The 11,843-nt window shown below is 48.3% G+C and carries 13 protein-coding genes; 5 read left to right on the top strand and 8 right to left on the bottom strand.

Translation table 11 applies throughout. The features are described from left to right. Positions 1 to 70: 70 nt before the first annotated feature. The 3 genes from B2X65_RS16080 to B2X65_RS16070 all read right to left on the bottom strand — a co-directional run bounded on the left by B2X65_RS16080 (position 71) and on the right by B2X65_RS16070 (position 1,992). Positions 71 to 637, bottom strand: coding sequence for a type 1 glutamine amidotransferase domain-containing protein (locus tag B2X65_RS16080; protein WP_290614333.1), 567 nt, complete (start codon positions 635 to 637; stop codon positions 71 to 73). A gap of 145 nt (positions 638 to 782) precedes the next feature. Then, on the bottom strand, positions 783 to 1,241 hold the full coding sequence (locus B2X65_RS16075; RefSeq protein WP_290614331.1) for a hypothetical protein: 459 nt from the start codon (positions 1,239 to 1,241) through the stop codon (positions 783 to 785). Positions 1,242 to 1,368: 127 nt separating this feature from the next. After that, on the bottom strand, positions 1,369 to 1,992 hold the full coding sequence (locus B2X65_RS16070; protein ID WP_290614329.1) for a GNAT family N-acetyltransferase: 624 nt from the start codon (positions 1,990 to 1,992) through the stop codon (positions 1,369 to 1,371). A gap of 147 nt (positions 1,993 to 2,139) precedes the next feature. On the opposite strand from B2X65_RS16070, the gene B2X65_RS16065 reads away from it, so the two are divergent. Further along, positions 2,140 to 3,150: an SMP-30/gluconolactonase/LRE family protein gene (locus B2X65_RS16065; RefSeq protein WP_290614328.1), complete on the top strand. Its 1,011-nt coding sequence runs from the start codon at positions 2,140 to 2,142 to the stop codon at positions 3,148 to 3,150. Positions 3,151 to 3,423: 273 nt separating this feature from the next. Then, positions 3,424 to 3,720, top strand: coding sequence for a high-potential iron-sulfur protein (locus B2X65_RS16060; protein WP_290614326.1), 297 nt, complete (start codon positions 3,424 to 3,426; stop codon positions 3,718 to 3,720). A gap of 65 nt (positions 3,721 to 3,785) precedes the next feature. Here B2X65_RS16060 and folM read toward each other — a convergent pair whose 3' ends face one another. From folM to B2X65_RS16035, 5 genes are all read right to left on the bottom strand, one after another. Then, positions 3,786 to 4,553 carry a dihydromonapterin reductase gene (folM, locus tag B2X65_RS16055; RefSeq protein WP_290614324.1) on the bottom strand — a complete coding sequence of 256 codons (768 nt, stop codon included), beginning with the start codon at positions 4,551 to 4,553 and terminating at the stop codon, positions 3,786 to 3,788. 83 nt (positions 4,554 to 4,636) lie between these two features. Continuing rightward, a complete protein-coding gene (locus tag B2X65_RS16050) occupies positions 4,637 to 6,538 on the bottom strand; it encodes a putative bifunctional diguanylate cyclase/phosphodiesterase (RefSeq protein WP_290614322.1) in 1,902 nt (633 codons plus the stop codon). Positions 6,539 to 6,684: 146 nt separating this feature from the next. After that, positions 6,685 to 7,878 carry an organoarsenical effux MFS transporter ArsJ gene (gene arsJ, locus B2X65_RS16045; protein WP_290614320.1) on the bottom strand — a complete coding sequence of 398 codons (1,194 nt, stop codon included), beginning with the start codon at positions 7,876 to 7,878 and terminating at the stop codon, positions 6,685 to 6,687. Between the two features lie 2 nt (positions 7,879 to 7,880). Further along, a complete protein-coding gene (locus tag B2X65_RS16040; RefSeq protein WP_290614318.1) occupies positions 7,881 to 8,891 on the bottom strand; it encodes an ArsJ-associated glyceraldehyde-3-phosphate dehydrogenase in 1,011 nt (336 codons plus the stop codon). A 19-nt stretch (positions 8,892 to 8,910) separates the two neighbouring features. Continuing rightward, positions 8,911 to 9,255 (bottom strand): metalloregulator ArsR/SmtB family transcription factor, encoded by a 345-nt coding sequence (locus tag B2X65_RS16035; RefSeq protein WP_290614316.1) that lies wholly within the window; start codon positions 9,253 to 9,255, stop codon positions 8,911 to 8,913. 147 nt (positions 9,256 to 9,402) lie between these two features. Here B2X65_RS16035 and B2X65_RS16030 point away from each other — a divergent pair, with 147 nt between their 5' ends. The 3 genes from B2X65_RS16030 to B2X65_RS16020 all read left to right on the top strand — a co-directional run bounded on the left by B2X65_RS16030 (position 9,403) and on the right by B2X65_RS16020 (position 11,782). Next, on the top strand, positions 9,403 to 10,137 hold the full coding sequence (locus tag B2X65_RS16030) for a phosphate signaling complex PhoU family protein (protein ID WP_290614314.1): 735 nt from the start codon (positions 9,403 to 9,405) through the stop codon (positions 10,135 to 10,137). Positions 10,138 to 10,359: 222 nt separating this feature from the next. After that, positions 10,360 to 10,581, top strand: a complete 222-nt coding sequence (locus B2X65_RS16025) for a hypothetical protein (protein ID WP_290614312.1) — start codon at positions 10,360 to 10,362, stop codon at positions 10,579 to 10,581. A gap of 172 nt (positions 10,582 to 10,753) precedes the next feature. Next, entirely contained in the window at positions 10,754 to 11,782 is a 1,029-nt protein-coding gene (locus B2X65_RS16020) for a substrate-binding domain-containing protein (protein ID WP_290614310.1), read from the top strand. Positions 11,783 to 11,843 lie beyond the last annotated feature (61 nt).

Raw genomic sequence — 11,843 nt, 5'->3', positions numbered from 1 at the left:
GATACCGCCGCCAGTTGTTGCCGTTCGACACCTTTTATTTCCGTTCGACACCTTTTATTTCCGTTCGACACTATGCATGATGGCGACCTTCACGTATTTCCTCTAACAACTTTTTGTTAAATGCGGGCAAATCGTCAGGATTGCGGCTGGTAACCAGTCCGTTATCGACCACTACCGGTTCATCTACCCAGTTCGCCCCGGCATTTTTTAAATCGGTACGAATACTACCGAATGAGGTAACTTTTCGTCCATCTAACACGCCAGCTTCTGCCAGCAACCACGGTCCATGGCAGATAGCGGCCACCGGTTTATTAGCAGTGTCACTGAAAAAGCCCTGAATAAACGCTATGGCACCCTCATCCTGCCTTAAGGTATCGGGGTTAATCAGGCCACCCGGCAATACCAGGCCGTCATAATACTCTGCTTTTACCTCATCCAGGGTTTTATCAACTTTGACTTCATCAGCCCAGTTTTTACCGGACCAGCCGGTAATTTCACCCGCTCGCTGTGACACAATATCCACTTCTGCTCCGGCGTTGCGCAGGGCATGAAGCGGAGAGGTTAATTCGCTCTGCTCAAAACCATCGGTTGCTAAGATTGCTACTTTCTTGCCCAGAAGGGGTTTTGGTTCATTCATAATGGGTCTCCTTTTAACTAAAGTATGTTAAGTAGACGGTGAAGTTAAGTAAGGGCCTGGCGCACCCAAGCGCTATGGTCACGCTGTAAAACTTCTACAGACCCAGCGGTAAAACTTACCTGTGGTGTTAACTGAGTAACAGGCTTTAAATATCCTCTAACCGGTTAGCGCCTTGCATCATTTGCTGAGCTTCCTGTTGTTGCAAATCACGTACCTTCGCCAATAGTTCCTTAATTTCTTCCTTGGGGCTGCGATCATACAGGTTCTCATAAAGCAGAATGATGATTTGATGCTGCTGTTCTACCTCAGTAATAATGGCGTTGCTATCCATTGTTGTATAGGCATCATCACAGGCGGCCTCTGCCATCAAGGGATGCTTATCAATGTGCTCGGTACACCAGGTATTTAATGCCTTGTCTTCGCCAACGTCTTTAAAGGCACGAACCCGGGTTGCTAAATCCATTTCCTTATCAGCAAGGTAGTTCAGCAGCATCTGCGAACGGTCGTTTTGTTGTTTTTCAGCGGATTTCGCAAAACAATTTGATAAGTGTTGATGGTAGCCAGCTGTCCAGTCGAGTAATCCACGAATTGAATCTACTTTCATAATGTCTCCTCGTTAAAAAGCCGGCAGTTCTGCTGTCAGAACGTATAAATAATATGGCTGATTAGTATTTTGAATAAGCAGGAACATGCAAGGATGAGACCAGTAGGCCGCGAAAAGCAACTATGGGCTAATTCGCCGTGAAATGAGACAAGCGGGAATAAACAAAATTGCGACACAACATCGCTTCGGCATAATCGCTGGGAATGTCGGCGGGTTCCTGTGAAGTTTGGTAGATCGCAAACCCCGCTTTCTGGTACGTGGCAAGTGCGGCCGGATGATCGGCCGAGCAGGTATGCAGCCAGACCGGTATCTGTTTATCTGTTGTGGGTACTTTACAATCAAGCCATTGCTGGGCCAGAGCAATAGCTGCCTGAGCCAGTTTAGGCCCCAGACCTTGACCTGTAAAAGCTGGCAATAAACCAAAAAACTTTAACTCAACACCTGGGCTCTGCTCCATATGGGCAGTAACAGGGTGATAATTCAGCTCGACAAAGCCAGCGATGGTCCCAGCCTGATACAACACCCAGGTGCGGACGGAATCTTTGCTCAAATAATCAAGCCATTGCTGATAATTCCAGCTTAGCCGGCTGAACCAGCGCCAATGATGACCTACCGCGCAAAATAAAAACTGGCTTAGCTCCGGGCTGGGGATGGTCGCTTCCATTAATAAACAGTTAGCCGGCCAGTCGGGCAGTGTTGGCGTTGCTCCCTGGTATTGCAGGTACCAGGTAGTAATAAGGTCATCAGACATAGCAATTAATCGTAGCAGGATGAATGCTAAGCATGCTAACAAAGCGCGATACATTGGTAAATGTCATGCGGTTTATTAAGGGGTAGTGCTTTGTTGCAGATCCAAGGTAAGGTGTGGGTTATGCGACAAGCGATAAGGAGTAAGTAAATGAGAGTATTACGGGTGTTAAGTTTGCTATGCGGTGTGTTGTGTGCTGTCAGTAGCGCCAATGTTTTTGGCCAGTTACCTGCACAACCGGTTTTAGTGCAGCAGCCAGAAATGTTGCAACTGGTGGCAGCCGATGCCCAACTTGAGATACTGGCCGAGGGGTTTCGTTGGTCAGAAGGACCGGTTGTTGAACCCGACACCGGGGATGTATTGTTTTCAGATGTGCCGGCCAATAAAGTGTATCGCTGGAATCTAAAAGACGGGCTAACAGTTTATCTGGCGCCATCAGGCTATACCGGCTTATATCCGGATTACAACCGACAACAAGGTGCCAATGGCCTTATTTTTAACCATAAACAGCAGTTGGTGCTGGCACAACATGGCGACCGGCGTTTAGCCATATTGACTGAGATTCAAGACGGTCAGCCACAATATCAAACGTTGGTGAATTATTATCAGGGCAAGTTGCTCAATAGTCCGAATGATCTGGTGCAGCACAGCAGCGGTGCATATTACTTTACTGATCCGCCATACGGTTTAAGGGGCGGAGATAAGGCTGATCAGAAGCAGCTGACGGCAAATGCCGTTTACCGGCTGGCTGCAGATGGCACGCTAACCGCGCAGATAACACACCTGAACCGACCAAACGGCCTGGCCTTTTCGCCAGATGAGAAATGGCTCTATGTTGCAAACTCAGACGCGAGTGCCGCCCAGTGGTGGCGCTCTGCGGTTGCTTCAGATGGCAGCCTTGGGCCAGCACAACTGTTTTTTGATGCCACAGGCCATACCAAAACCAGCCGTGGTTTGCCCGATGGTTTAAAAGTATTGCCAAGCGGTCACCTTCTGGCTACCGGCCCCGGTGGGGTATGGGTATTTACTGCAGAGGGTACTCACTTAGGCACTATTCACACAGGGGTGGCTGCAGCGAATGTTGCGCTGACGCCAGATAATCGCTATTTATATATTACCGCCACAAACTACTTGCTGCGAATTGCACTAATAGCGCCTTAATGCCAGAGCGCTGCAAGCAGACGCAAAGCCCGGCACTTTGGCCTTAGCTGCTGCATGATCGGGAATTGACAACTCACTGGTAAATGCCGGATATGAACTTAGCAATATGCACTACTATTAAGTACTGAGGCAAAAATCATAGGCCGCTAACGTATTGTCTATGATACTGCCGTTATGGCCTGGCGGTTTTTTGAACTAATTTATTGATGTTCGTCAAAACCATTGGCCGGTTTAACCAGTATTATACTAACTACATAATGCAGGAGAGTAGGTATGAGCAACTTCAATCGTCGAACTTTTTTTAAAGTGTCTGCTGGCACCATCATTGGCCTGACCGCAGGTGGCATCAGTTTAAACGCGCTGGCCGCAGAACAACTGAAGCTGGATGACCCACTGGCAGCCGCCATGCGTTATACCCATAAATCAGAAGTGGCAGGTCAGAAATGTGAAAACTGTAATTTGGTTCAGGGTGAAGCGGGTCAGGAATGGCGGCCTTGCGCCATTTTCCCGGGGAAGTTGGTAGCTAATGAAGGTTGGTGTGCAGCCTGGGTTAAAAAAATTGCGGCGTAACACATTCAGTGTATGAAAAAACGGCCGGTCGGCCGTTTTTTACTTATCGCGCAGGATAATATTGTTCAGGGCAGCTTTAAATGCCTGCCGCCGTCCAACGCTAAGATCCGACCGGTTATATAATGACTATGCAGTAAATACAACACAGTCTGTAACACCTCGTCTGGTCCGGGTGCTACTGCCATTAAAGACTTCGCCAGCGCTTTTTGCCGGTAAGCCTCATCGTCATGCTCGTTAAACATAACCAGTGCGGGGGCAATAGCATTCACTTTAACGTTCGGTGCCAACTGCCGTGCCAATGACAGTGTCAGGTTTTCCAGCGAGGCCTTCGAGGCCGCGTAGGCCTGATGCTTACTGCTACCGACACTGGCGACAAAGTCGGTTAAATGAATAATATCAGCTGTATCATCTGCCGCTAACAACTTAGGCAGCAAAGCACGGTTTAACAGGTAAGGTACTTTGGCATGTACCTGGTGCATGGCATCAAATACCGCTGCATCCTGCTGCAGCTGATTTAGCACATCATGCTGACCGTTTTGCTGAGCCAGAGGGATGTCGGGCTGCCAGCTGGAGGCATTATGAATAATGGCCCGTATAGCCGGGTAAGCCGCCATTGCTTCAACGAAAGCGGCGATATCAGTTAGCTGATTAAAATCTGCTCTGACACAATGCACCCCAGCTTGTTGCAATGCTGCAATGCTACTGGTCTGTGTGCGATAACTGACGACCAGCTGATAGCCTTGTTGCTGCAGCGCTAATGCACAATGCAGACCGACCCGCTGGCCCGCACCGGTGATAATAATGACACCCTTATTTGCTGTTAACCCAGGCATAATAATTACTGTTGAGGAATAATATTATCGTTACGCAACGTCGTCGCAACAGGTTCAGTGCTCTGTGTTTTTCAGTAACAAAGTTATTGGCTTTCGTTAAGTAGTGTGGCACTGACAAAACCCAGAAAATCACTCTCTGGCAACGGTTTTGCCCAATAGAAACCCTGGCCTTCATCGCAGCCAAGTAAGGCCAGTTGCGCCGCGGTTGCGCTGTCCTCAATGCCTTCAGCCACGGTTTTAAGGCCGAGGCTCTTACTCATTTGAATAATCGCCCGCACCAACGGCTCATCCCGCTCCGATAAGCACAGCGACAAAATAAAGGACTTGTCTATTTTCAACCTACTGGCATTAAATCGGCGCAAATACCCCAGATTGGAGTAGCCGGTGCCAAAATCATCTATGGAGAAACGAATACCCAACTGATGCAGCGCAGCCAGTTGCTGAGCAATATTATCACCTTCACCAATCAGTAATGATTCGGTTAATTCCAATTCCAGAGCATGTGCTGGCAAAGCGGCAGCACTAAGCGCTTGTTGCACTTGTTGCTCCAGCTTGCCATCACGAAACTGGACATAGGATAAATTAACGGCGACGGTAAGATCATCATAACCTTGCTGATGCCAGCGACTGCACGCCAGACAAGCTTGCTGCAGCACCCACTCGCCAATTTCCACTATTAAACCACTGCTTTCAGCCAGTGGAATAAAGTCATCAGGGCTAATCATACTTCCATCAGGTTGCGGCCAGCGCAGCAACGCTTCGGCGCCAATGACTTTTTTGTCGCTTAGCTGCAGTTTTGCTTGAAAATAAAGTTGGAACTCCTGTTGTTTTATTGCCTTACGCATTAATTGCAACATATTGAACTTGTCGATACTGGCCTTGTTCAGCTCGTCATGATAAAACCGGTAAACGTTACGGCCATCCGCTTTTGCCTGAAACATCGCCATATCGGCATGCTTACAAATTTCGCTGAATTCAATGCCATCCTGTGGCGCAACGGCAATACCCACGGAGCCTGAGATCTCTATCTGATTTTGCATTATATAAAACGGCGCGGTTGTTTGTTGCAGCAGGGCTTCTGCTTTGGCCGCTAACGCTTCGTCGCTGGCAAAACCGGGGGCCAGTAATAAAAATTCATCGCCTCCGAACCGACACAGAATGTCATGCTCTGACAATAAATTTTCCAGTCTTCTGGCTAACTGCTGTAGTAATAAATCACCTGCGGCATGACCAAGCGAATCATTTACCGGTTTAAAGTTGTCTAAATCAAGAAATAGCACGGCCAGTGGCTGCGCCTTGGTTAAACACTGATTGTACAACTGCTGAAAATGTTGTTGACAGGATATGCGGTTAGGCAGTGCGGTTAGGGGGTCATGCAGGACTAAATGCTCGATGTGTGCCTGGCTTTGCTTTACCCGGTGATTTTCAGCGTGCAGGTTACTCATTAAACGTTGTTGATCACGATATAGCAAATACACGCTGACACCGGTTACCAGTAAAATTGCCGCTACAAACACAAAGTGTGCTGCGCTGATCGTCGGTATAACCGGGACAACCATGCCATTAACTGCCAGATAGGTAAGTGAGGCGCAAAAGGCCAGCATGAAGGCAATTAGAGAGAAAAACAGCCTGCTATTGCCCAGCATGGCAGCAAACACCAGTACGCCAGGGTAACCCAGCAAAGCGAGATCGCGGATCCCGCCAGAAATAAAAGCCAAGGCTGACAACATCAGGCACATGGCCCATAGTAACACTACGGTTGCTGTAATAATTTTCCGTTGATAGGCAAAGATGCCCGCTAATGCCAGGGTAAAACAGCCTGCTACCAGTACCCATTTTGTTGTACCGCTGGCAACCGCTACTGCCAGTACCAGGCCGAATAAGGTCAGGCCTATTATTTGTAATAAACGTTTGGTGCGCAGCTTATGCAGCTGGTTAGGGTAATTAACAACGGAATTTTGGCTATGTTCTAAGCTATTCGGCATTCAAGTCGATACTGCGAATTAATCGGGTTAGTTTACTGTAGCCGCTTTTTTCTGGTTGTGCGAATGACCTTCGCGTTTTATCACCCTCAATATTAATTCTGTAAATATTACTTTTGTATAAGTCGGGTTCAAAAATCAGGCGGCTATCAGTTCAGCCGCTTGGAAATTAATACGGCTAAAATTAACATTGTGCTGGATACCCATAAGCAGGTTGTCAGCCCCGCACTCTGATACAACCAGCCTGAAAGCACGGTTCCCAGTAACCGGCCGAGTGCATTGGCCATATAGTAAAAACCGACATCCATCGACACGCCATCGCTTTTGGCATAGCTGACAATTAAATAACTGTGTACCGAGGAGTTTATCGCAAACACGGCACCGAACAGCATTAAACCGCCCAGAAGGGCAAGTTCAGGCTGCCAGTTAACGGTTAATGCTATGGCAATCAGCGCGGGAATGGCACATAACAACAAGGCCCATAATGTGATAGTTTTCGCGTCTGGTATGCTGTTTTTTCCCAGCAATAATGGCGCAATACTTTGCACACCACCGTAACCAATTACCCATATCGCTAAAAAGCTGCCGACACTCCAGTGATCCCAGCCGAGCTGGCTGGCCAGATACAGCGGCAACGCGATGACAAACCAGACATCACGGGCACCAAATAACAACAGACGGGCAGCCGACAGAATATTTATCGCCCGGCTTTTCGACAATATTTCCCGAAATTTAGGCCTGGTGCTGCTTTTACCTAAATCCTGCTTTAGTTTAATTAAACTTAAGGTCCAGACCAGCAGTAACATTATCACCATACACAAAATGGCCAGCTGAAAGCCAACCAGGGTTAACAATAACCCTCCGATAAAAAAGCCCAGGCCTTTTAACGCATTTTTGGAACCGGTTAGCAGCGCCACCCATTTAAACAAAGTACCCTGAGCCTTGCTCGATACCAGCATTTTAATGCTGCTTTTGGCGCTCATTTTGTTTAAATCTTTGGCAATGCCGGACAGCGCCTGGGCTGCCATTACCCAGGGAACAATAAGATACGCTGCGGGCAGCAGTAACATCGACAACGCGATAACTTGTAAAAATAAACCAATATTCATGGTTTTATTTAAGCCGATACGGGCACCAAGCCAACCGCCGACCAGGTTGGTGACTACCCCGAATACTTCATAAAACACAAACAGCATGGCAATGCTCAGCCCGCTGTAGCCCAGGCTGTAAAAGTGCAATACCACCAACATGCGCAGCGCGCCGTCGGTTAAGGTAAATGCCCAGTAGTTAGCCGTTACCAGCAAATACTGGCGTACGGCAGGCGACAGCGACGCGGCAATCATATTCAGGCTTTATCCTGCAAACCGACCATTTTTGCCAGCTCTACCGTACGGTTGGCATAACCCCACTCATTATCGTACCAGGCATAAATTTTAACCTGAGTACCATTAATCACCATGGTGCTTAGCGCATCGATAATGCTGGAGCGTGGGTCAGTTTTATAATCGATGGATACCAGAGGTCGGGTTTCAAAGCCCAGAATGTCTTTCAGCTCGCCTTCAGCTGCAGCTTTGAGCATTTGGTTTACTTCTTCTGCGGTTGTTGCCCGCTCTACTTCAAAAACGCAGTCGGTTAGCGACGCGTTTGTCAGCGGAACCCTTACCGCATGGCCATTTAAGCGACCTTTTAACTCGGGGAATATCTCAACAATAGCGGTTGCCGAGCCTGTTGTGGTCGGAATTAAACTAGTGCCGCAGGCCCGGGCCCGGCGTAAATCTTTATGCGGCGTGTCCATAATACTCTGGGTATTGGTTAAATCGTGAATGGTGGTAATAGAACCATGTTTAATACCCAACTGCTGGTGAATAACTTTCACCACTGGCGCAAGACAATTGGTGGTGCAGCTGGCTGCCGTGACGATCGGGTGTTTCGTTTTATCATACAGCTGGTGATTAACGCCCATCACCACATTCAGTACTCCGGCTTCTTTCACCGGGGCGCTGACGACCACCCGTTTAACCCCCTGGCGCAGATAATCCTGTAAAGCGGCCACGGTCTTCATTTTGCCGGAGGCTTCGATTACCACATCACAGCCCGACCAGTCGGTATCGCTAATCGCTTTATTGTGACTGACCGCTATGGTTTTACCATTGATCAGCATATTACTGCCTTCGGTGCTGGCATTGTGGCGCCAGATACCATGTACCGAGTCAAAATTCAGCAGGTGGGCATGGGTAGCAGCATCTGCAGCCGGGTCGTTAATCTGTACAAACTCAAGTTCAGGCCAGTCAAAGGCAGCGCGTAACGCCAGACGGCCAATTCTGCCAAAGCCATTTATGCCTACTTTTATGCTCATGTCAGTTTCCTTTTCATTGTTAACAGCAGGCCTGTTCAACAGGCCGCCCGGATACCAGAGTAAGTTGTTGCCGGCATGGCGCCAGATAAGACTGGTTGGCCAGCAAGGTTTGTTGCAATACCTGATTCGCCCATGCCGGTAGTGCAGGGTGCAAAGAATAAAATACCCACTGGCCACTACGTCGATCCTGCAAAATATTGGCTTTACGTAGCTGGGCTAAGTGGCGGGAGATTTTGGGCTGGCTCTGGTCAAGTGCTGTCATCAACTCACAGACACACAGCTCCTGCTGCTCGGTAATTAACAACAGGCTTTTTAAGCGGGTATCATCGGCCAGAGCTTTATAAAATAGCAGGGGGTTTAACATAGGGCTGCATTACCTGGTGGCTAAATATGCGAATAATCATATATTCATTTTTCCATATGTCAAGCGGCCTGGTTGAACATGGCCGCTTTACCGTTGGCAGTGGCAGCGTTAAGATGCGGACATACTCAGATTGCACAGGAAACAACAATGCCTACCAGCAGCAAGTCAGGATCAGACTGCAGCCAAACTGTGCCGGACAGTGGCCAGGCAGGCTTCAGTGCTGAAATGGCTCAGGCCCGGCAGCGGTTACACGCTGTCAGCAGCCTGGCCCTGCAACAGTTTGAGCACGCGCTGAGTGCCTATCAGAGCAACAATAGCCGACTGGCACAGCAGGTGCTGAGCCAGTTGCAACGCGCACATGATTTTGAAGTAGCAATGGATGATCATTGTCTTGATATGTTAAACCATACCGCCAGCGATCGTGAATTAAGGCTAGTGCTGGCGCTGTTAAAGGCAATCAGTGATATCGAGCAGGTTTGCAATCAGAATGTGCAGATAGCCCAGCAGGTGCTGCTGAACACAACAAGCGCCCCGTCGGCAAAGCAGCTGGCTGCAATTGATAGCCTGGCCACACCGGTAGGCACTATGCTTACGCTGGCACTTGCGGCACTGCAGCAATCCAGTACTGCCAAGGCGGAGCAGGCGCTTGCTATGGCAGCAACCGTTCATCAGTGTTATGGCGCCATATTAAGACGTAATCTGGCTGATACCGGTCAGCAACCGGATCAGCTTGATGCTGTCTTAGCGGTGAACTGGGTGGCCAGAGCGCTGGAACGGATCGCCGAGCACAGTGTTAATCTGGCCAGGCAGGCCATATTTATGGCCAGAGTCAGCAGGGGGCAGTCAGCCCGGGTTGAATTACAACCACGACGCCCCCGGTAAGGCCTGCTCAGGCTTCAAAATACATCATTAACAACTAATTAAATAACATGACGTAATTATGACGGTGAGCACATTACCGTCACGCTAATAACTGCATTAAAAACAATGTATTAGGGTAATTTAAAAAATATCGCCAACCTTCACTAAACTGTAATAAAAATATGCTAGACAGCCGGTGCGGCGCTGACTATAGTCTGGGTAAGACGTAGCAGGAGTACAGTGATGAAAATGAATAAAAAGCACCTGGTGACAGTATTAGCAGCGGTAGCACTTGTTGGTTTATCGGGTTGTTCCAGCATGAGCAAACAGCAATACACTTATGTGTTAGACAATGACCAGCTGACAGAAGCCAACAGTTTAACCCGTACCTCAAAACATACCGGCCATGTGGTCTGGTTAAACCCGCCAACCAAACGTGTGGCAGTAAATAAAGAACAGAAGTAAACCGGTACCTGAAACGCCACTAGGCATATATTTTTTTAACCTGCAGTGTAAGAGCCCGCTATCGTAGCGGGTTTTTTTATGTCCGTCGTCTGGAGTGAGCTGTCATATTACTGAAATAAAAGTATCGCATACTGTGCAGCATCAAATGCATCTCATACTGAGGATCGACCCAATGAAAATGAATAAGCTTACTAAACTGATTGTTGCTTCTGCCGTTAGCCTGGCGTTTGCAGGACAGGCGCATGCCAACCGCGATACAGTGCAGGTGGCTGGCTCGTCAACCGTGTTGCCGTTCGCTTCAATTGCTGCTGAAGAATTTGGTAATAACTTTGCCCAGTTCCGTACTCCGGTCGTGGGCTCAGGTGGTTCTTCAGGTGGCTTACGTCAATTTTGTCAGGGTGTTGGCACCAACACCATCGATATTGCTAACTCTTCACGAGCCATTCGCCCGGCTGAAGTAGAAGCGTGTAATGCCAATGGCGTTAACAACATTATCGAAGTGAAAATTGGTTATGACGGTATTGTGTTTGCTTCGCGGATTGATGCCGGCATCTTTAAATTAAAACCTGAACATGTGTTTCTGGCTCAGGCGGCACAAGTGCCGCAAAATGGCAAAATGGTGGCCAACCCTTACACTAACTGGCAGCAAATTGATAAGTCTTTACCCGATCAGGCCATTTTGCTGGCTATTCCGGGTTCAAACCACGGTACCCGTGAAGTGTACGAAGAAAAAGTAATACTGGATGGCTGTAAAACTTTTGCAGAAGTGCAGGCACTGCCAAAAGCAGAGCAAAACAATTTTTGTTTAGCGATGCGTACCGATGGCAGCGTGGTAGAAATTGCAGGTGATTACACTGAAACACTGGCCCGGTTGCAGGCGCAGAAAAATGCGCTTGGTGTGTTTGGTTTAAGTTTTTATGAAGCAAACCGTGACCGCATAAAAGTAGCCACAGTAAGTGGTGTTGAGCCGACCGTTGACAATATTATTGACGGCACTTACCCGGTATCACGTCCGCTGTTTTTCTACGTGAAGGGTGAACATATTGGCGTTATTCCGGGTTTGAAGGAATTCGCTGAGTACTTTGTCTCTGACGCTGCTTCAGGCTTTGGCAGTCCGCTGGAAGCCGCAGGCTTAATTCCACTGGATGATGATGAGCGCGCCACTATTATCGCCAACATTCGCGCCAAAAAGTCGCTATAACTGTTTTAGTAAGCTAAAAGAAGCAAGAGGACCCCGCGGTCCTCTTTTTCTATTTCAGTAA

The sequence above is a fragment of the Arsukibacterium sp. UBA3155 genome (assembly GCA_002364615.1).
In the GTDB taxonomy this organism is placed as follows: Bacteria; Pseudomonadota; Gammaproteobacteria; order Enterobacterales; family Alteromonadaceae; genus Alishewanella.
Note: the sequence above shows the minus strand (reverse complement) of the source record. Positions and strands in the feature narration are given on the sequence as shown.